The following is a 19,940-nucleotide window of genomic DNA, read 5'->3' as shown; positions in this document are numbered from 1 at the left end:
AAAAGCCATCTATCCCTATTAATCTATTCTAGCACCAATATCATTTATTTTTCTTCATAAATGAAAGTCTGTTCGTTAAAGGTGAACGGTAACATAATCTTCTCTTAAATTTTTCAAAAAAATAATATGTCAAATTTGGTCATTATATGTTATATTAGTAAAAAATTAATATATCAATTTAAATAAGTGCTCACTTTTGTTGAGGTAAAAGGGAAACTAGTGAAAGTCTAGTACAGCCCCCGCTACTGTAAGAGCTGATGAAATTACAATGCCACTGAGAAATCGGGAAGGTGTAAGAGTAAGAAGAAGCTCAAGTCAGGAAACCTGCTTATTTAAACGACACTTGCTTTTCGGAGGGAGAAGTATAGGCGGGACAATTCATGCAATTGTTTTTGAGTTTCAGTATGTATGCTTATTTTTATACTGTCATTTCATATGCCTGTATTCCTTTGAAAAGGAGTGCAGGCATTTTTATTTGGTAAGAAAGCATTAAACTTTAAGAACTGTCTAGCGCAAGCGCCTGCTCCCTCGCTTGCTGTAGTAGGCAAAGCGCATGAACTTTATTTTATAACAAAACGGGCAGTAGAGCATTATGCACAGTATGTTACTTTTTTAAAGAAAGCCCGTCACCGAATAGTAAAAAAGTTTACGGGCGATACAAAAAAACAGCTTTTAGCAGAGCTATTAGACCCACAGTTATTGCAGTGGGTGGAACAAGGCGATGCGCAAAAATGTGAAGCCTGGCTGTTTAAGCGTTTAGGAGAAGAAAAGTGCGTGGATTTGTATATATTGTTGGAGCAGGCCCAGGTGATCCAAACTATTGACGATTCGCGGATTGGAATGCATTTAGCAGGCGGATGTAATTTTGTATGACCGCCTTGTGAATGCTGAATTATTAAATATGCAAAAGTGGATGCTGAGCTGATTTATTGCGGATAAGAGCCGGGCAAACATGGACTGATCCAGGATGAAATTTATCGTTTACTGGTGGAACAGGGAAACCTTAGCAATCAGGTGCTTCGTTTAAAGGGCGGCGACCCATTTGTTTGACGATGTGTTGCCATTATCTTAGGTGTTAGACGCCATTGAAAACCGTCCAAAAAAGATGCATCTGGTTATCACAGGCCGTTCTGCACATCCATCCATTCTAGATTTAGCCGATTTAGTGTCAACCATCAATGCCACCAAACATTATTATGCTGAACAGGATATTAAAGCCATAAAGGGGCTGGAGTTTTAAGCAGCAAGGGCCGCTGTTTTATTTAAAAAGATTGTCCATTGGGCTTTGGAAATTGAGGAGAATTTAAATGATAAAAGAATCCCCTTTGCAATTTGATTTTGAGAAGCTCTGGAAGGAAGGCATGCTGGATTGGCATGGCAAGATGCCGGGGCGAATGGTCGATGATGAGCTGGAAGAAGCCTTTTGGGCGCTGTCCATGAAGAAAAAAAGATACAAGCAAACAGATGAGTATGCAAAAAAGATCTACGAAAAAATGAAGCCGTATATACCGGAAAACTCAAGCTGCATTGAATTTGGGCCTGGATGGGGCAACTATACATTCCCGCTCAGCAAAGATGTCAGAAGTTTAACGCTGGTTGATGGTTCGGAGAGTGTGCTCGCTTATTTAAAGCAGTACTTTGAAGATGGTGCCCCTATCCAATTTGTCCATAGCAAATGGGAAGAAGCACAATTGGAGCCGCATGATGTTGTTATTGGGGTGAACTGCTTTTATCGGATGTATGAAATGAATGAAACGCTGAAGAAAATGAATAGGCTGGCCAAAAAGCGTGCCATTATCGGCTTAACAACAGGGCCTATTCAGCCGCATTACGTCATTTTAGATGAGCAGTTTGGCTATGACATTAAATATCCGCGCCGGGATTATATCATGATCTTCAATATGCTGTACCAGTTAGGCATTTTTGCTGATTGTGAAATGATAAAGCTTGAGCGTGAGCATCGTTATGATACATGGCAGCAGTTATATGAAGCCCAAAGCAAGAAAATCTTATCACCTAAGATTGATAAAACACATGTGGAAGCCTCATTAGAACGATTTATTTCCAAAGAGGATGGCCAGTATGTGTACCGTTATCCTTTCTATGCGGCGGTCATTAGCTGGGAGCCAGTGAATCTTATATGACTAAGACTCGGTTTACATTACTGATAGGTGCACTGGTCGTGGGATTGCTTGCTTCCATGACTATTGCCGTGATGGTAGGATCTGTTGATATTACACCGCGCTTTATTTGGGAAGTGCTATTCTTTAAGCTGGGTATATTAATAGAAACAGATGCTTCTAATGCACAGGCGGTTATTATATGGGATATACGATTCCCCCGTATTGTACTTGCTTCTATCGTAGGAGCCGCACTGGCCATTTGCGGCGCAGCCATTCAAGCATTAGTGAAGAACTCAATTGCAGATCCCTACATTCTGGGTGTATCCTCAGGAGCATCCGTTGGAGCGGCTTCGGTTATTTTACTCGGTGCATTCAGCGTACTGGGGGTCTATGCCATATCCCTGGCCGCATTTTTAGGGGCCATTTTTGCGGTCGTGACTGTGTTTTTTTTAGCACGTGTCAATGGACGAATATCGGTCATTCGACTACTTTTGGCTGGGATTGCGGTTTCAATGGTCTTATCCGCCATTACAAATTTTATGCTGATGATGTCCAAGCAGCAGGGCGGCATTCAAGCGGTCATGCATTGGATGCTCGGCAGTCTGGCAGGTGCGAAATGGTCCAATCTGGCCATCCCATTTTTCTCACTGCTGCTGGTTTTTATTCTGCTGCTCATGAATTATCGCCAGCTTAATGCTTTATTGCTTGGAGAGGAAACGGCAGCGACTCTTGGCGTTAATCTGGACCGGTTTCGAATCTTTATTATTCTCTTTGTATCCCTTCTGACCGGTGTTGTCGTTGCAGTTAGCGGAAGCATTGGCTTCGTCGGGCTGATTATCCCTCACATAGTACGGATGATGGTGGGGTCAAATTACAAAATGGTTCTGCCGATAAGCTCCCTAAGCGGTGCCATTTTCTTAGTTTGGGCGGATATGGCCGCACGTATTGTCCTGGCGCCTGAAGAAATGCCAATCGGGATTATTACCGCTATTTGCGGAAGCCCAATTTTTATTTGGATGCTTAGGCGAAAACGTTATTCTTTTGGGGACGGTGAATAAGGATGCTCCAAGTCAAAAATATGTCCTTTTCAGTGCCAGACAAGCAAATCTTAAACAATATCACTTTTTCCGTTGAACAAGGAAAATTCGTTGGCATCATTGGACCTAATGGAAGCGGAAAATCAACGATGCTAAAAATCATCTATCGTTATTTAAAACAAACGAGCGGTTTAGTGACGTTATATGAAAAAGATATTGGCCATTTTCCACAGAAAAAGCTTGCTCAGGAATTAGCCGTGGTGAGTCAGGAAACACCGGTACTCTTTGATTTTACCGTGAAAGATTTAGTCATGATGGGGAGGACGCCGTACAAAAAATGGCTGGCAGCTGATAATCCCCAGGACTTTGCCATTGTCGAAGAAAGCATGATGCTTGCAAATGTGCTTCACTTAGAGAGCCGCACGTTTAGCCAATTATCCGGCGGCGAAAAGAAACGGGTTATGCTCGCACGTGCCCTTGCACAGCAGGCAAACATTTTAATTTTAGATGAACCGACCAATCATCTGGATATTGAACATCAATATCAATTAATGGATTTAGTAAAGGATCTGCCAATAACCATTGTGGCAGCCCTCCATGATTTAAACTTGGCAGCTGGGTATTGTGATATACTGCTGGTCATGAAAGATGGAGCTCTTTATATGGAGGGAACACCGGAACAAGTCTTGACAGAAGAGACATTGAAGGAAGTCTTCCACATGCAGGCTGGTGTTTCGAAAAACCCATTTACCAAAAAACTTCATTTATTTTTTTACACAAATTATTAAATTGAATTGAGGGACCTATGAACATGAAAAATAGCAGAATTTGGGCTTTCCTGTTCCTAGCGGCATCATTATTATTAGCCGCTTGCTCAGCACTAGAGGCAAACACAGCAAAGATGAAAAGCAAACAAACAGAGCAAACGGAGAAAGTTGTTATCGAAAATGAAGGGGTTGTCAATGAATACGAAGAAGCACCAAAGCGTGCTATATCATTAAATCAGCATGTGACCGAAATCATGCTGGCACTTGGTTTGGAAGACTCAATGGCCGGGACGGCATTTCGGGATAATGAGATTTATGAGCCATTACAGGAGGCATACGACAAGGTACCAGTATTAGCTGAGCAATATCCATCAAAAGAGCAAGTCATCTCGGCGGAAGCTGACTTTCTATATGGAGGCTGGGAAAGTGCCTTCAATGAGAAAAACATTGCAACACGCGAAGAATTAAAGGAGCTGGGCATAAATAGCTACTTACAATCTTCATCTGTTAAAGTGGCACCAACCTTGGAAGATATCTATAGTGACATTCGCAATATCGCAAAAATTTTCCTGGTGGAAGAACGCGGTGAAAAACTAATTGGCCAAATGAATAAAGAGATTGAAGCGATTACTTCACAATTACCCGAAGTAAAAGAGCCGCTCGATGTTTTGGTATACGATAGCGGTGAAACAGATGTGTTCACTGCCACACAAAACATCATGAATGCACTTGTGACAATGGCAGGAGGCCATAATATATTCGGGGATGTAAAAGGAAACTGGGCGACCGTTTCAAAAGAAGATGCAGTAGAACGCCAGCCTGAGGTCATTGTAGTAATCGATTATGGTTCAACAACAGCCCAACAAAAAATTGAGTTCCTAAAAAAGGACCCGGCATTAAGCCAAACACCTGCTGTACAAAATGAGCGATTTGTCATCTTGCCACTATCAGCAGCATCTGAAGGAGTTCGAGTTGGGGAAGCCATTGAAATTTTGGCAAAAGGATTTTATCCGGATGCTTATTAAAATTATACTTTTTTTGTAAATTTTGTTAATTTCGAACTAAGTTTAACCGCTGAGTTGATGGAGCGGAGGGCACTTGATCCTCGAAAGTGCATTCGCATTTTCTTCGTGCGGTGTTGATTCAGGGAGATTATTCAATGTCCTGCGGAAGGAGAGGGAGCGGGAGCCCCCGCAGGCGAAGCCGAGGAGGCTCCCGTTCCTCCCCGCGGAAATCAAGTGTCCGCAGCGGAAATCAACGGGCAACATCTATAAGCTTAAAAACAACTATGTGAATAAAGCTTGTAATAAAGAGAGGGAGGTCAGTTTTTTGACAACCTGGAATTTAGAACAAATGCAGCGCCAACTGCTCGATTGAATTACGAATTTACAAAAAGTTTGTATACTCCTGATTATCCTTTAAAACCCGATCTAATGCTTGCCAGGTCATCAAAGCGCAATTATGTCTGGCTCTTAATGCATGCACTCCTTGTAATGCCATACTGTCTCCTATATCTATGGATTCAGGTATGTGGCCTCGTCGAATTAAATTTTCCATGGCTTTTCTATAAGAAGCTGCTTCAGTGAGCGTTTTATTTTTTAACAGTTCTGTCATCATGGATGCTGAGGCCATACTGATACTGCAGCCCTCACCGAGAAAAGCTGCTTTTTTTATAGACCCGTTGTCAAACTTTAAGTATAAATTCATAATATCTCCGCAGGTAGGGTTTTTATAGTGTACTTTTACTACATCCTCCCCCTGGAGCTCTTCAAAATTTCTTTTGCTTTTATAATGATCAATGATGACTTGACGGTACAGATTGTCAAGCATAGGGCTGCATTCCTCCCTTGTGGAACAGATTTTGTATTAATTGGCAATACAGTTTTTGAATTGCCGTTCTAATTCCTCTTTATTTAAGTCCTTTCCAATAAACACGAGCTCACTCATTTTGCTTTCGTTTTCCTTCCATTCCCGGTCGGGAAATCCTGAGAACAGCATGTGTATGCCTTGAAAAACAACCCGTTTTTCTAAGCCTTTGATATGGAGAATCCCTTTATATCGGAGCAGGTCTTCGCCCTTTTCCTGGACAAGATAGCTCATCCATTGGTCTACCTTGTTCATATCAAGAGGTCTTTCCTCCCGAAAAGCGATGGAAGAAACCTTATCGTCATGGTGGTGATGATGATGCTCTTCAAGGAAATGAGGGTCGATTTCAAGCTTGCGGCTCACATCAAAAGTATGTATTCCCAGGATATCTGCTAAGTTGATTTTGCAATTCTTACTATACAGCCTTTTAGCAGCAGGGTTCATATTTGTGATTCTGCCCACTAGTACAGCCAGCTCATCCTCTGAAACCAGATCTGTTTTGTTTAAGATAATTACATCAGCGAAAGCAATCTGTTCCTGTGCTTCATCATGGACATCCAAATGACGGGTGATGTGTTTGCTGTCAATCACCGTAACAATGCTATCAACCTGGAATTTTTCGGATAAGAGGTCATCCATAAAGAACGTTTGGGCAACAGGTGCAGGGTCAGCCAGACCTGTCGTTTCAATTACGACACGGTCAAACTTTACATGACCTTCTTCCATCGAAAAAACAAGCGTTCTTAAAATACGGATTAAATCTCCACGAACTGTACAGCAAATACAGCCATTGTTCATCTCCAATATTTCTTCATCAGAGTTAACCACCAGCTGGTTGTCAATTCCAACTTCGCCATACTCATTCACGATAACAGCCACTCTCTGACTATGCTTCTCTGTTAGAATACGGTTTAATAATGTGGTTTTTCCAGCCCCTAAATAGCCGGTTAGAATGGTTACGGGTATTTTTTTGTCTTGCAGGAAATTCATGTTTTTCCCTCACTTTATAAAATTTTTGAAGCTTTTTTTACTTTTTCCTTATCCTTTGACACGCCTCTATTGATGCCTGAACTCCGAACAAAACCCTCAAGCGTAAACGTATGGCTAACTTTTTCTGTATAATCCTCATCCTCGAGAATTGAATCAATGAAGGGAGAAGTATCTTCAGCTTTCAAGTCTTTGTACCATGTTCCTTTTGGGTAATGAATGGAGACACATTTATCATAGCAGCGGCCGTTGCATCGCGTACGAGTGGTATGGATGACATCATCAAGGTCTCTTTTTTGAATTTCGTTCCGGATCGCTTGGGTCAGTTCTTCTGCTCCGGCTTTGTTGCAGCTGCTTCCATTGCAGATAAGAAGGTGATGCTTTGTATTGCTTAAATCCCAAGTTGCCATTTTTAAATACCTCCCAATGTTAATTGATGCTGAAATTTTTTGAGCGAACGAAGATTTCATGGCATTTTCCAGCCATCCGTCCTAAAAATAAATCGTAATCATTACGTTTTATGTTGTAATTTTATATGCTTTTTATTTTAAAAGCAAATAGAAAAGAAAAATGATAATCAGCCAGTCACATTTGGCGGGAGGTCATGTTCAAGCTGTAATAACAATTTTCTCAGTACTTCATGATCCAATTCATCACCGATAAAAACCAGCAATTCCTTCATCTTTATTCCAGCGTTTGTATGATAGGGAACTCCATAAGCATACTGAAAGAGGAATGTAGCTGGATCTCCTTCAAATCGAATGTAGCCCTTGATCCGATAAACGTTCTCTGGCATATTTCTCAGGAATTCTTCAAATCGATTTTTATTGACCGGATTTTCAAAGGTATGGACATATGTTTTTATATGGAGGTGCTCGGTTGCATGAACTTTTTCTCTTGCTGTATCCTTTGATGTTTTTCTTACTGTCATGCTATTAACATCAATATTCGTAAATTCAGCTGTCACTATTTTGCCTGTTTGATTTAAAGCATGTAGCTCATTCATGACTTCTTCCTGTTTTTCATCTGAAATGAGATCTACTTTGTTTAACACAATTACATCCGCATGTTTGGCTTGTTCGGTTATTAATTTTTGCAGCGGACGCTTAAAGCTATGGCGATTGGACCAGCCTGAAGCATCTATGACACTAATAATTGTTCCTATGTTTATCTTGTCTGCAAGAAGAGGGGACAAACAAGCATCCAAAACCTCCAGAGGATGAGCCACTCCTGTTGTTTCAATATAAACCACATCAAGATTATGGTTTTCCAATAAATCATACATTTGGACTTCCAGTTTGTCTGATAGCGTGCAGCAGACACAGCCATTTAATAGTTCTTTTAAAGGAGTATTCTCTGGTATTGCTGCGGAATCAATTGAGACCTGGCCAATTTCATTCATGATCACTCCCACTTTTCTTTTCCGGGTTTCTTCATTTTTTAATAACCTCTGCAGGAGTGTGGTTTTCCCAGAGCCTAGAAATCCGGATAATATATTGATTTCTGTTTTTTTTTCCTTGCTCACGTTCAATCATTCCTTTTGTATAAATAGTAATTATTCCGATTTATTATAAAAATAAAATATTGTCTGTACAAGAGAAAAGAACTAAAAAATAAATTTGTGCCTTGTTTCTATAAAAAATAGATGGTAAATTAACTTTATAGTAAATCGTAACCATTACGTTTTATTTATCTCCATACCAGGTGAGAAAAAGATATGAAAGGAAAACCATGGATCTCAAAGAGGTTTTTGGCTCCCTGAAAAAAATCTTAACGGTGTTGAGAGCGCTGAATTTTAGTGGAAAGTAGAAGTACCTAAATGGAAGCACCAAGAAGCCGAAAACCATTTTAAATATTAATGTAAATTGAATAGTGGTACAAATGTGCTTTTTATTAAGAAACGTCCTTATTCCTAGAGCAGCAAAAATATAATGAGATCTATTGTACATAACATTAGGTTTGCTGCATTTTCCGGTTTTGAGTTAAGGGGCTGTTGTTTTCTTGTCAGCTTGAACATCGCCAGGAGCAACAATTACCTAATTAATACTATCTCCTATTAATTGGTCTTATTTTTCAGCATCAATTAAGCCGGTTAATCAGCGTTCACAAGCAATGATTGAAAAACGGTAACACATAAATTAGATAAGGAGGTCCTTACATATGATTTTATCTCGTAAAACCATCGAAAAAAAGATAATAGACAAAGAGCTTGTACTTGAGCCCTTAACATCAGAACAGCTTCAGCCTGCTTCAGTTGATTTACGCATTGGAAGTCACTTTTTGCAGCTGGATGAATATGCAACTCCCTCCATTTCGCTCGAAAGACCAGCAGTTTATAAGGAAATTTATAAAGATCGCATCCTTATACCTCCAAATGCATTTGTATTGGCTACAACTATGGAATATATTCAGCTGCCAAACACTATTACTGCCTTTGTGGAAGGGAGGAGCTCGATTGGCAGGCTAGGACTTTTCATTCAAAATGCAGGCTGGGTTGATCCCGGGTTTGAGGGAAATATCACATTAGAGCTTTATAATGCAAATAGAGTGCCAATTGAACTTATTTCAGGGAGAAGGATTTGCCAGCTGGTCTTTGCTGCCTTAGATCAAGAAAGTGTGCCTTATAAAGGAAAATATAATGGTCAGCAAAAATCCACTGAAAGCAAAATCTATGAGGATGCTGATACAGAACAGATTAATAATCAAGTCAATAAATTTAAAATTTTTGATTAATAGATTATCGCAATGTTCAGCTTTTGTGGAAATTGTGAGTAAGATAGTTTTTTGTACTAAAATTAAAAAATAAAGAAATAAGGATGTATTTATGAACTTAAAATTACCTTCAAAACAAGAGCGGCATAAGCTGTTTGGGTCGGTTCAGCCAGGGGAGAAGCTGAAGCCTGCAATTAAAGATGAAATGGTTGATTTACAGAGCCAGAAAAATGATTTTTTGTTTAATATTGATAGCGTTGGTATAAGCAATGTTAAAATTCCAGTAACCATTAATAGCTTTATTGAACCTGTTAAACAAGGAACCATCGCTGCCTTTACGCTGACTTCTAGCATACCCGGTAATCAGAAGGGGACAAATATGAGCAGGTTTATTGAACAACTGGAGGAGTACAGGTTACGGGGATTTACAATGGAGCAAGAACAGCTGTATCAGTTTGTCAGTGATCTTTCAGCACGGCTAGGGCAAAAAAATGTCAGAGTAGAAGTCGAATTTCCTTGGTTTTATGAGAGAAAGGGCCCTTCTTCAGAGCTTTCCGGACTGAATCATGCAACTGTCAGAATGACGGTTCAACAGGATTCTGATAAAAATTATAAAATAAGCGGTGAATTGTCATGCGCGGTTACGACACTTTGTCCATGCTCAAAGGAAATCTCAGAGTACAGTGCACATAACCAAAGAGGGATTGTTAAGATTTCTGTTGATCCAACAGTGTTGAGTGAGGATTGGAAAGAACAATTACTTTATGCCGCAGAATCGAATGCCAGCGCTTGTATACATCCACTGTTAAAAAGAACTGATGAGAAGATTGTGACAGAAACAGCATATGAAAACCCAAGATTTGTTGAAGATATGGTTAGGCTTGTAGCAGCAGACTTATATGAGAAGGAATGGATAAATGGATTTACAGTCGAATGCAGAAACGAAGAATCAATCCACCTTCATGATGCTATTGCGACATTGACCTATAAAAAGAAAATTAAAGTTGAACAGCCCGATATAAAAAAATCGGGCTGGTGTCATTTAGTTAACAAGTTTTCGGCTATCGACTTTTTCTATGAAATCTTCTTTTAAATTTTCTATTTTTGTTCCATTTCCAATTAGTACGATGATAGGGTCTCTATTAAATCTTACGGGACTGATAGCCAGTTGGTTGGCTGCATACTGAAATGAATAAAACTGTTTATCCTCCTTAAAAGTAATAATCCCTTTTGCTCTTAAGAGATCAGGCTGATTATTAAACCAATCTATGAAAGTCTGCCTCTCAATGTTTTTAATCCCTTTTAACTGGACAGCTTTAATTCCAGAATGGTGTACGGGATGTTTAATCACATTTTCATTCCCTTTATCTGTTTTAAGTCTCAGAATCGTCGATAAAGGAATAGCCGCGTGTGTGGTTTTAAGTATTATCGCACTGGATTGTACATCTTCATTTAATTTAGCTATTACTTTATCCAGCTTGACTTGCTTTACTAAATCTGTTTTGTTTACACAGATTAAATCCGCAGAAATGATTTGCTGCCGCATTAATTCACGTTCATTTTTACTTGTCCATAAGATGCTCTTAAAATCTAAAAAATTGCTTGCATCAACTAAAGTGACAAGCGAATGAAATTCAAAGTACTTTTTGAACTCATCCCTTATGACCACATTTTTTAATTCTAAAGGATTAGCAACACCTGTCCCTTCTATAAACAAGATGTCAATAGGGGTGTGTGCTTGCTTAGTCAAAAGCTCCTCGAAAACCTGTTTTAAGGAACTTTTCAACGTGCAGCAAATACATCCGCCTAAAATTTCATACAATGGATTCCCACTAAATAAATGATCCTCTACATTTTCTTCACTTAATTCGTTCAACACCACTCCAGGCTTAAGTTTGTTTTCAATGCATTGTTCAATCATAATTTGCAGAAATGAGGTTTTGCCGCTTCCTAAAAAGCCGCTAACAATAACAACAGGAATTTTTTTCATTCGATCCTCTCCTTTACTGTTATATTAGAACGTAATCATTACGATTTAATTACGATATTAACTATATGAATATGAGATTCAAAGATATTACTTACTTTTTATAGAAACTGTCTATTAAAAAGGTTGCAAGTAATCCAGGAAACGTATATTAACTAATCGGAAGGAAAATGCAAAACGATTTTCAAAAACCCCATGTGAAATGACCCTTCATGAGTTTGTGCTATTTAAGAAGAGAATCAAGTTTGCATTTTTTTGATCAGACAGGAGTGTTGCATAAATAAAATATTTGTGATTTAATAGCTTTATTCAATAAACAAATCGTAATTGTTACGATTTAAGATAAAAGAGGAGTGAATTCATTGGCAAAAAAATCAAAAGTAGCAAAAGAATTAAAACGTCAAGAGCTTGTATTAAAGTATGCAGAATTACGGAAGGAATTGAAGGGAAAAGGGGATTTTGATGCTTTAAGAAAGCTGCCAAGGGACTCATCACCTACCCGTTTGAAAAATCGCTGCCAGGTAACCGGCAGACCTCGGGGATATCTCCGTAAATTTAAAATGTCCCGAATCGCTTTCAGGGAATTTGCACATAAAGGACAAATTCCAGGAGTAAAAAAATCCAGCTGGTAAAATAAAATTTGGAGGTAATGAGAATGAAGGAAAATATACATTCAGATTATCATAAAGTAGTATTCATAGATATGAACAGCGGCTTTAAATTTTTAACAGGATCAACAAAAACATCCAGCGAAACAATTGAGTGGGCAGATGGAAACACATATCCATTAATCAAAGTTGAAGTAAGCTCAGATACTCATCCGTTTTATACTGGAGTTCAGAAATTCACCGATCGCGGTGGACGCGCTGAACGTTTTATGAAGAGATATAACATGAAGAAAAACTAAGGTTTTCCACTTGGCAAGGTGAGGTTAAAGGTATGAATTCGCATCTGATGGAAATTATCTCAAGAGAGATCATAAAATCACTTCCTCCAAAGCAAAAGGAGATTTATGAATTTGTTGTTCAGCTGGAAGATGAATTGGCTCAAAATGCTTCGACATCAGAAGAATTTATGGCTCTTCTTGTGAAGCACTCACCTCATAGGCAGGCCGCAGAGCATTTTAATCTTTCATTTGGACAGCTAATTATGACCATGCATGAAATTGAAGACATTATCAACAGGAAACTGGAGAATAAACTAAGAAATGTTACATGGGTCGAATTAACAGATAGTCTAAGAACAAGAAAGAAAGATAGGCGCAATAAAGTCAAATACTTTTATTTTTCCCTAAACGAACGTCAATCGTAAAAATTTTTCCTTTTTAAATCGTAATGATTTCGTATTATAAGGGATATAGCAGGAGGCACGTATGGTCTATGAATGGATCGTGGTAGGAGGGGGCATTCAGGGCAGTACCATTGCAGCCTTCTTAGTAAAAAATAATAAGGTAACAACAGATAAACTGCGAATTATTGATCCGCATGAAATGCCATTATTTAAGTGGACTAAAAGTTCAGAACGGATTGGCATGAAATTTTTACGCTCACCATTTGTGCATCACCTCGATGTCGATCCGTTTAGCTTAAGAAATTATGCGGTGAACCACCATAGGAAGAAAAGTGAGTTCTATGGTGTCTATAAAAGGCCTTCGCTGGAGATTTTCAATGAGCACAGTCAATCACTGTTTCAAGATCTCGGCTTAGAGGCAAGCTGGCATCAAGGATATGTAAACGGAATCGATAGGGAGAACGAAATGTGGTGTATCAGCACAGCCAGCGGAGAACGTCTAGAAGCAAATAATGTCGTATTGGCGCTAGGCATCAACGATCAGCTAAATGTGCCTGAATGAGCAGATTCTATTAAGCTTGGCCAAAATCAGCTGTTTCATATTTTTGATGAAGCCGCAAATATTTCGAAATTTCGGCCGACAGTGGCCGTTATTGGGGGAGGCATTACAGCAGCACATTCAGTAATCAAGCTTTCATCACTCTACCCAGGTCAAGTCACTTTAATAAAAAGGCATCCCTTTAGGATTTTTGATTTTGACAGTGATCCAGGGTGGCTGGGACCCAAATATCAAAAATCTTACCTGCGAATCATGGATTATTCCGAACGAAGAGAAGTAATCAAAAAGGCAAGAAACCGGGGATCTTTGCCGTCAGAAATTATTTCATAAGCTTAAGAAACTTGAGAATAACCAAACAATAAAGCTGATAGATGGCGAGATCACCTCCGCGAAGGAAGGGGAAAACCAGGAAATTATCCTTTCAGTGCACACGCAGGAAGTTAAAGCGCATTCGGTTGTTTTTGCGACGGTGTTCAGGCCATCAAGACCTGGCGGAAGCTGGCTTGAAAAAGCAATTGAAAAGTTTGGCCTTCCTTGTGCAAATTGCGGATACCCGATTGTCAGCCAATCTCTCGAATGGTGTCCTCATCTATATGTAACAGGTCCTCTTGCAGAATTGGGAATTGGGCCGATTATCCGAAATATTTCAGGGGCACGCCAGGCTGCAGAAAGAATTGTCCGAAGTGTTTAAGAACTAAATATCAGGAGGAGTTTAAAATGAGAGTAAAGATCACACTTGCTTGTACAGAGACAGGGGACAGGAATTATATTACCACCAAAAATAAGCGGAACAATCCTGACCGGATCGAATTAATGAAGTATTCACCACGCTTAAAGAAACATACTTTGCACCGTGAAACCAAGTAAGAATCAATATTTTAACTTAGATTCTTATAACAATTTTTTGGTCAGCAGAATAGCTGTAGAAAGTGAAAAGAAAAAGGGTGGGTGTGTTTGTGGTTAAGCACCTAAACTCGTCTGCCCTTAGAAATCAAAAATATAGTGGGATGCTGAATTAAAATAGAAAAACATGCATACTGATTATTTCTTTTTTTTGGTAGAAATAGGCTGTTGTTCTTTAAAGAGGATTATAGATTTGAGTTTTTCTATATTCACTGTTAAAAGTACAGAAACCGAAAAATAGATGTCGAGCCTGTATTCGGACAAATTAAACACAACCGAAAATTTTATCTGATTTCACTAAGAGGCCTATCTAAAAACATCACGGATTGGTGTCTTATTTGTGTTGCCCACAATTTGAAAAAGTGGGATGAACTTAGAAAAAATAAAGTGTGAGAAGTTAAAGGGGGGATCCCACTAGTTTTGATTATTTAATTCGAAAATAAAGAGAAATGATCCTAAAATAAAAAACTGACTCAAAAGAATTGTCGTTCAACAATCTTTTGAGTCAGCCTCTTTTTCACATTATTAAATTATATACCACTTTTTTATTCATTTAAAGCAGTCTTAAGAGTTTCTAAGTTCTTGCGCATAATGCTGAAATAATCATCTTTTTCCTTAATGTTATCCTCTGTAACAGCTTCTAGGTTGTGGAGAGTGAGTGATTTTGCTCCGATTTCTTTTTGGATTATTTTTGCCACCTTTGGGGATACATTTTGTTCAAAAATCACATAGTTAAGGTTATGCTCAGATGATTCGTTGATAATTGCTTGCAGTTCCTTCTGAGAGGGCTCCTGTGTTGGCGATAAACCAGCAATGGCAATCTGCTCGATGCCGTAACGCTCTTCCCAATAACCGTAGGCCGCATGGGCGACTAATATATATTTCGTTTTGGAGCTGTCAATCGTCGTTTCAAATTCCTTATCCAGTTTTTCTAAATCGCTTTTCAGCTGATTAAAATTGGCTTCGAACTCAGTTTTGTGCTCTGGCATCAGATCAATTAACGAATCTTTGATCGTATTCGCAAGATCAATTGATAGAATTGGATCTAGCCAAACGTGAGGATCCTTATCACCATGAATATGTTCGTCTTGTTCATGTGATTCGGCTTCTTCACCTTCATGATCCTTTGAATGCCCATGTTCATCTTCATGATTTTCACTTTCTGAATGCCCATGTTCACCCTCATGATCTTCGTTTTCTGAATGATTTTCCTCGTCTTCATGATTGTGCTCATCATGGGCGGATTCAATAAGTTCAATTCCTTCTCCGGCTTTTAGTACTTTTACACTTTCCTTCTCCAATGCTTTAGAGGCTTTCTCTACAAACCCCTCAATGCCGACTCCTGTATAAATAAATAAATCTGATTTTGCCAGGCTAATCATGTCATTTGTGGAAGGCTCGTAAGAATGGGCATCGACATTTGGCGGGTAAATACTTTGCGCTTCAACAAACTGACCGCCTATTTTTTGGGTAAAATCCTCCAGAGGATAAATGGTCGTATAGACTTTTAAAGCTTCTTTATTTTCGTTGTCTGCCCCTTCACTAGCTGTTTCTGAGCTTCCACAGCCGGCTAAAAGAAGGCTGCAGGCCAAAAATGAAGTGGCTGCTAACTGTTTGATTCTCATTTTTTAACTCCTATCTAATTTATTTTGATAAATCGTAATTATTACGTTTTACATTCTAAATTAACCCTATGAATTTGTAAATGGATTTATGAATCTTTATTTTTGGAAACTTTAACTATGAAAAAATTCTTTATATGACCGTGGACTATTAGAATGGTTTTTAAAAAAAGCTTGCATTTAAGAAAAAGATTGATTTGGATGTTAATCGAAATTGTTGCGATTTAAAATATGGTTACGAATATGGGACCAATATAGAAATTCTTTAAAACGAAGCATACATATTTAAGAAGCAATGATTATCTATATCATTTAAATCATAATGATTTTGATTTGGTTGAATGAGATGAAATAATAAAAAAACTATCAGTTACGGTTGTTATTTAGGCTCAGTAAAAACAATATTCCTGAGATTAGGCCATTTAATAATGAAGAAAATAAAACACTTAAGAGCTCCTATTATATGAAGGAGCTCTTTTTTAGTAGCGTTATGGATGGGGTTTCACGTCAGTCTCGCTATTTAGCAGGACCTGTGAGTTTTAGCAGCTTTTTTATAGTAACTTTGTACTCATGATTTCGGACCTGCAAAAAAAGGAAAAGTTTTATTAAGGAAGATAATTAAGTTGCCATTTTTCTGAAACTATGCAATACTTATTCAAAATTAAACATAATTCCATAATCAAATTCTTATCCAGAGAGGTGGAGGGACTGGCCCTGCGAAGCCTCAGCAACCCCTGATTATTTCAGGAAGGTGCTAATTCCAACAGAGTTAACGCTCTGGGAGATAAGAGGTCGGATTGAAAGCAAAGGCCTCTTATGTTAAGAGGCCTTTTTTGTTGCCTTAATATAAATGGAGCCGGATTTAATGGATGGAAAGACACGATCTAAAAGATATGGAAGAGGGGGAATTGACATGGAAAGCAACGTTATAAAGATACCGGAAGCTTACGTGAAAATATTACAAGAATCAGAACTGCTCGGCTTCCAGCAGTCATGTGATCGAAAAACAGGATTTTTACTAAAGGGACTGGCTGCCTCAAAACCAGGAGGAAAATTCTTAGAGTTAGGAACAGGGACAGGAGCGTCTGCTTCATGGATTATCGATGGAATGGATGAAAGCTGCACGCTTACAACAGTTGACATTGATTCCAAAGTGCAATCCATCGCAAAAAAGTACCTCGGGCATGACAGAAGAGTATCATTTTGCTGCCAGGACGGAGCAGCATATATTCAAAACCTGTCTGAACGGTTTGATTTTATCTTTGCAGATACATGGCCGGGAAAATTCGAGCTGCTGGACAAAACTTTGGATCATTTAAATGTGGGAGGTTTTTATGTGATTCATGATGTGTTTCCGGTAACGAGATTGCCGGAAACATATCGAATCAGAGCAACTAAACTCCTGAAGACGCTACAAAACAGACCTGATCTGGACATAACAGAAATGGATTGGTCTACTGGGCTACTATTGGCAGTAAAGACTGCAGTTTGATTTATAAATATGAAATTATTAATTTGAACTGAGGGGAATCGTTCAATGACTCTTGTAAAAAATCAGGTTGAACAATTGCTGCAAGATGGTGAAAACATAATTGAATGTTTAAGCTGTTCATTCGTAGCTTATTATTGTTTAGTTCCACAGGCAGGCTATTTTGTTGCTACGAACAAAAGACTGTTATTCTATGGGATTCCAGTATCAGAATCAAAAAAGGAATTGGTTGAAGAGTTTGCGTATAGGAAAATCACATCCATTGAAGAAAAAAGAGGAATAACCGGCAAGCATATTCATATGTACTATAATCAAGATGTGTTTAAATTCCAGCAAATTCAAGGGATGAATATGTTTGAGTTTATGATTGCTGTTAAGGATAAAATATGCACTGAAGAAAAAATTCAGATTTAATCCAATGGGTCTAATGGTAAAGAATCTGCTTTTCTCTAAAACGGTGAAATATAGACATACGGTGTCGTACTTTGCTGCGCTTCGTTACTTTTGGCTATTTATTTCATAGTAGAAAAATGGTTTTATAGATTCAAGGAGTGATAACATGCAAAAATTAGAAAACAATGCTGTCCAGTTAATTCCAATGAAACTTGATCATGTCGAAGGAATTTATGAAGCTGCGCAGGATAAACGTATATGGGAGCATATGTCTGTCGATTTAACGGAGAAAAGCTGCGTACTTCAATATGTCCAAGATGCATTGCAAAAACGTGAGCAAGGTACCGATTTTGCGTATGTAATTGTAAATAAAAAAACAGAGAAAATAATCGGTGCTACCTGGTTTCTCGATATGTCAAAACAACATCAACGGCTTGAAATCGGTTCAACTTGGATGAACCCTATTTATTGGCGGTCAAATATTAATACAAACTGTAAATATTTATTATTAAAATATTGCTTTGAAGACCTTTCCCTTAACCGTGTACAAATCAAAACCGGACATGAAAACCTCCGTTCTCAAAAAGCAATAGAACGAATTTGGGCTGAAAAAGAAGGAATTCTTAGAAATCATATGATACGAAAAGAAGGGATCATTCGCCATACTGTCCTTTATAGTGTCATAAAGGAAGATTGGGGAAAAGTAAAAAAACATTTCGAAGAACACTTACTTTATTAAGGTTTTACTTTAAATTAAGAAAGAGTATGATCTTATGAACAACTAGGGGATAATCTGCACTAATAGCTTCTGAAGTAAGATTTTCCATTATGGGCGCTTTTCTGAAATAAGAAAAGCGTTTTTTTATGATAAGGTCTAGATAATGGAATAATACTTAGGATAAATAACTTATCAATAAAATGTTTTCATTTCATACTCTCCGTATCTTTTAAAGAAGGAAAAACGTTATATAAAATGAATGTATTTATTGCAAGCTATTAAAGTGAACGGGGGAAAAGTATGAAGGTTCTAATATTGGGAGGTACTCGTTTTTTAGGTAAAGCGTTGGTAGAAGAAGGGTTGAAAAGAGACCATGACATCACGTTATTCAATCGCGGGAACAATAAAGAAGCGTCTTCCGAAGTGAAACAGCTCATCGGTGATAGAGATGGTGATGTTTCACAGCTGAAAAACAGAAATTGGGATGCGGTAATGGACACCTGTGGATTCGCTCCCCACCAAATTAACAAAATCGCAGCTGTGCTTGGAGATAGCATCGAACATTATACGTACATTTCTAGCATCTCTGTTTATAAAGATTGGATTCCTCTCACTATAACAGAAGACTATCATTTACAGTCCATGCCTCAGGATCGATTGAAAGACGTTGAGGAAGGGAGAATTTCTCCTTATGAGTATTACGGCGCATTGAAAGTGCTATGTGAAGCAGAAGCAGAGAAATATTGGCCGGGGCGAGTGTTGCACATCAGAGCAGGTCAGCTTGTTGGACAGTTTGACTATACGGATCGGCTCCCATATTGGGTTCAACGTGTCGCGGAAGGTGGAAACATAGTGGTGCCGGGACGTCCGGACCGTCCAATTCAGTTGATCGACGTGAAGGATATAGCAACATGGGTGTTTGATATGGCGGAAAAAAGAAAAGCTGGTACATTCAATGTAACAGGTCCCGATCATAAATTGACGATGGAAGAGCTTTTGAATACGTGTAAATCAGTTACAAATAGCAATGCCAAATTTGTCTGGGCAGATGAACAATTTGTATTGGATCATCATATACAGCCATGGACGGAAATGCCGTTATGGATCCCTGAACAATTCCCATTAGAAGGAGAAACTAAACCGTGGAAAATGTGCATCAGCGTAAAAAAAGCCTTAGACAACGGGCTTTCCTTCACTCCGCTTGAAGAAACAATTCATGATGTATATCAATGGGAGAAAGTGAGACAGGATTCAGTACGAAAAGCAGGGATATCGCGTAATAAAGAGCAAGAGCTGCTGGATGCCTGGTTCCAAAAAGAGAAAAAGGAGACATTGTGATGGGGTAATTACCCCAATAGAAATAGGTTTTATTATTCCACAAATGACGATAGAGTTAAAGTTCACAAGCAATCATAAAAGCATCAGGTTACTTAGTTACTATTACATTATTATAGAAATGAAAGAGGCCCTATAATCAACTGGAATTA

22 protein-coding genes, 3 pseudogenes and 2 riboswitches are annotated in these 19,940 nt (G+C 38.5%); of the genes and pseudogenes, 19 read left to right on the top strand and 6 right to left on the bottom strand.

Going from position 1 to position 19,940, the window contains the following annotated elements:
* The first annotated feature begins 167 nt into the window (after positions 1 to 167).
* Positions 168 to 346: riboswitch (cobalamin riboswitch) on the top strand.
* 424 nt (positions 347 to 770) lie between these two features.
* The 6 genes and pseudogenes from IQ19_RS28635 to IQ19_RS18730 form a co-directional block, all read left to right on the top strand.
* Positions 771 to 1,047, top strand: a pseudogene (locus IQ19_RS28635) (uroporphyrinogen-III C-methyltransferase); the annotation flags it as partial.
* A gap of 1 nt (position 1,048) precedes the next feature.
* Positions 1,049 to 1,240: pseudogene (locus IQ19_RS18750) on the top strand (cob(I)yrinic acid a,c-diamide adenosyltransferase); the annotation flags it as partial.
* Positions 1,241 to 1,307: 67 nt separating this feature from the next.
* Positions 1,308 to 2,144 (top strand): class I SAM-dependent methyltransferase, encoded by an 837-nt coding sequence (locus IQ19_RS18745; protein WP_144544055.1) that lies wholly within the window; start codon positions 1,308 to 1,310, stop codon positions 2,142 to 2,144.
* A complete protein-coding gene (locus IQ19_RS18740) occupies positions 2,141 to 3,181 on the top strand; it encodes a FecCD family ABC transporter permease (RefSeq protein WP_144544053.1) in 1,041 nt (346 codons plus the stop codon). The genes IQ19_RS18745 and IQ19_RS18740 overlap by 4 nt, the downstream gene beginning before the upstream one ends.
* Before the next feature lie 2 nt (positions 3,182 to 3,183).
* The gene (locus IQ19_RS18735; RefSeq protein ID WP_144544051.1) at positions 3,184 to 3,948 is read left to right on the top strand and encodes an ABC transporter ATP-binding protein; all 765 of its coding nucleotides are present in this window, start codon (positions 3,184 to 3,186) and stop codon (positions 3,946 to 3,948) included.
* A gap of 23 nt (positions 3,949 to 3,971) precedes the next feature.
* Entirely contained in the window at positions 3,972 to 4,952 is a 981-nt protein-coding gene (locus IQ19_RS18730; protein WP_144544049.1) for an ABC transporter substrate-binding protein, read from the top strand.
* Positions 4,953 to 5,313: 361 nt separating this feature from the next.
* On the opposite strand, the gene sufU is transcribed toward IQ19_RS18730, so the two are convergent.
* The 4 genes from sufU to IQ19_RS18710 form a co-directional block, all read right to left on the bottom strand.
* Entirely contained in the window at positions 5,314 to 5,757 is a 444-nt protein-coding gene (gene sufU / locus IQ19_RS18725) for a Fe-S cluster assembly sulfur transfer protein SufU (protein WP_144544047.1), read from the bottom strand.
* Positions 5,758 to 5,793: 36 nt separating this feature from the next.
* Positions 5,794 to 6,783 carry a CobW family GTP-binding protein gene (locus tag IQ19_RS18720; RefSeq protein ID WP_144544045.1) on the bottom strand — a complete coding sequence of 330 codons (990 nt, stop codon included), beginning with the start codon at positions 6,781 to 6,783 and terminating at the stop codon, positions 5,794 to 5,796.
* Between the two features lie 14 nt (positions 6,784 to 6,797).
* Positions 6,798 to 7,190: a (2Fe-2S) ferredoxin domain-containing protein gene (locus tag IQ19_RS18715; RefSeq protein WP_144544043.1), complete on the bottom strand. Its 393-nt coding sequence runs from the start codon at positions 7,188 to 7,190 to the stop codon at positions 6,798 to 6,800.
* A 167-nt stretch (positions 7,191 to 7,357) separates the two neighbouring features.
* Positions 7,358 to 8,305 carry a CobW family GTP-binding protein gene (locus IQ19_RS18710; protein ID WP_144544041.1) on the bottom strand — a complete coding sequence of 316 codons (948 nt, stop codon included), beginning with the start codon at positions 8,303 to 8,305 and terminating at the stop codon, positions 7,358 to 7,360.
* Positions 8,306 to 8,940: 635 nt separating this feature from the next.
* On the opposite strand from IQ19_RS18710, the gene dcd reads away from it, so the two are divergent.
* Complete coding sequence (gene dcd / locus IQ19_RS18705) at positions 8,941 to 9,513, top strand: dCTP deaminase (protein ID WP_144544039.1); 573 nt, start codon at positions 8,941 to 8,943, stop codon at positions 9,511 to 9,513.
* 91 nt (positions 9,514 to 9,604) lie between these two features.
* Positions 9,605 to 10,585, top strand: coding sequence for a GTP cyclohydrolase FolE2 (gene folE2 / locus IQ19_RS18700; protein WP_144544037.1), 981 nt, complete (start codon positions 9,605 to 9,607; stop codon positions 10,583 to 10,585).
* Here the strand turns inward: folE2 and IQ19_RS18695 are convergent.
* Positions 10,535 to 11,482 (bottom strand): CobW family GTP-binding protein, encoded by a 948-nt coding sequence (locus IQ19_RS18695; RefSeq protein ID WP_144544035.1) that lies wholly within the window; start codon positions 11,480 to 11,482, stop codon positions 10,535 to 10,537. The genes folE2 and IQ19_RS18695 overlap by 51 nt on opposite strands.
* A gap of 359 nt (positions 11,483 to 11,841) precedes the next feature.
* Between IQ19_RS18695 and rpsN the strand changes: the two genes are divergently transcribed.
* The 7 genes and pseudogenes from rpsN to IQ19_RS18665 all read left to right on the top strand — a co-directional run.
* On the top strand, positions 11,842 to 12,111 hold the full coding sequence (rpsN, locus tag IQ19_RS18690; protein ID WP_144544033.1) for a 30S ribosomal protein S14: 270 nt from the start codon (positions 11,842 to 11,844) through the stop codon (positions 12,109 to 12,111).
* 23 nt (positions 12,112 to 12,134) lie between these two features.
* A complete protein-coding gene (locus IQ19_RS18685) occupies positions 12,135 to 12,386 on the top strand; it encodes a type B 50S ribosomal protein L31 (RefSeq protein ID WP_144544031.1) in 252 nt (83 codons plus the stop codon).
* 32 nt (positions 12,387 to 12,418) lie between these two features.
* The gene (locus IQ19_RS18680) at positions 12,419 to 12,790 is read left to right on the top strand and encodes a hypothetical protein (protein ID WP_144544029.1); all 372 of its coding nucleotides are present in this window, start codon (positions 12,419 to 12,421) and stop codon (positions 12,788 to 12,790) included.
* A 61-nt stretch (positions 12,791 to 12,851) separates the two neighbouring features.
* Positions 12,852 to 13,331 (top strand): FAD/NAD(P)-binding protein, encoded by a 480-nt coding sequence (locus tag IQ19_RS28630; RefSeq protein ID WP_242021050.1) that lies wholly within the window; start codon positions 12,852 to 12,854, stop codon positions 13,329 to 13,331.
* A gap of 421 nt (positions 13,332 to 13,752) precedes the next feature.
* A complete protein-coding gene (locus IQ19_RS28625) occupies positions 13,753 to 14,019 on the top strand; it encodes a hypothetical protein (RefSeq protein ID WP_242021049.1) in 267 nt (88 codons plus the stop codon).
* A gap of 26 nt (positions 14,020 to 14,045) precedes the next feature.
* Positions 14,046 to 14,195 carry a 50S ribosomal protein L33 gene (gene rpmG, locus IQ19_RS18670; RefSeq protein ID WP_095312352.1) on the top strand — a complete coding sequence of 50 codons (150 nt, stop codon included), beginning with the start codon at positions 14,046 to 14,048 and terminating at the stop codon, positions 14,193 to 14,195.
* 258 nt (positions 14,196 to 14,453) lie between these two features.
* A pseudogene (locus tag IQ19_RS18665) lies at positions 14,454 to 14,624 on the top strand (transposase); the annotation flags it as partial.
* Positions 14,625 to 14,776: 152 nt separating this feature from the next.
* On the opposite strand, the gene IQ19_RS18660 reads toward IQ19_RS18665, so the two are convergent.
* On the bottom strand, positions 14,777 to 15,856 hold the full coding sequence (locus IQ19_RS18660) for a metal ABC transporter solute-binding protein, Zn/Mn family (protein ID WP_144544028.1): 1,080 nt from the start codon (positions 15,854 to 15,856) through the stop codon (positions 14,777 to 14,779).
* Positions 15,857 to 16,537: 681 nt separating this feature from the next.
* A riboswitch (SAM riboswitch) is annotated at positions 16,538 to 16,644 on the top strand.
* A gap of 122 nt (positions 16,645 to 16,766) precedes the next feature.
* On the opposite strand from IQ19_RS18660, the gene IQ19_RS18655 reads away from it, so the two are divergent.
* The 4 genes from IQ19_RS18655 (at position 16,767) to IQ19_RS18640 (ending at position 19,791) form a co-directional block, all read left to right on the top strand.
* On the top strand, positions 16,767 to 17,345 hold the full coding sequence (locus IQ19_RS18655; RefSeq protein WP_144544026.1) for an O-methyltransferase: 579 nt from the start codon (positions 16,767 to 16,769) through the stop codon (positions 17,343 to 17,345).
* 45 nt (positions 17,346 to 17,390) lie between these two features.
* A complete protein-coding gene (locus IQ19_RS18650; protein ID WP_144544024.1) occupies positions 17,391 to 17,756 on the top strand; it encodes a PH domain-containing protein in 366 nt (121 codons plus the stop codon).
* A 145-nt stretch (positions 17,757 to 17,901) separates the two neighbouring features.
* Positions 17,902 to 18,474 (top strand): GNAT family N-acetyltransferase, encoded by a 573-nt coding sequence (locus IQ19_RS18645; RefSeq protein WP_144544022.1) that lies wholly within the window; start codon positions 17,902 to 17,904, stop codon positions 18,472 to 18,474.
* Positions 18,475 to 18,753: 279 nt separating this feature from the next.
* Positions 18,754 to 19,791: an NAD-dependent epimerase/dehydratase family protein gene (locus IQ19_RS18640; protein ID WP_144544020.1), complete on the top strand. Its 1,038-nt coding sequence runs from the start codon at positions 18,754 to 18,756 to the stop codon at positions 19,789 to 19,791.
* The last annotated feature ends 149 nt before the right edge of the window (positions 19,792 to 19,940 follow it).

Origin of the sequence: Cytobacillus oceanisediminis (assembly GCF_007830235.1) — a bacterium.
GTDB classification, from domain to species: Bacteria; Bacillota; Bacilli; order Bacillales; family Cytobacillaceae; genus Cytobacillus; species Cytobacillus oceanisediminis.
The sequence above is the reverse complement of the archived record's forward strand: the minus strand, read 5'-3'. Positions and strand labels throughout refer to the sequence as shown.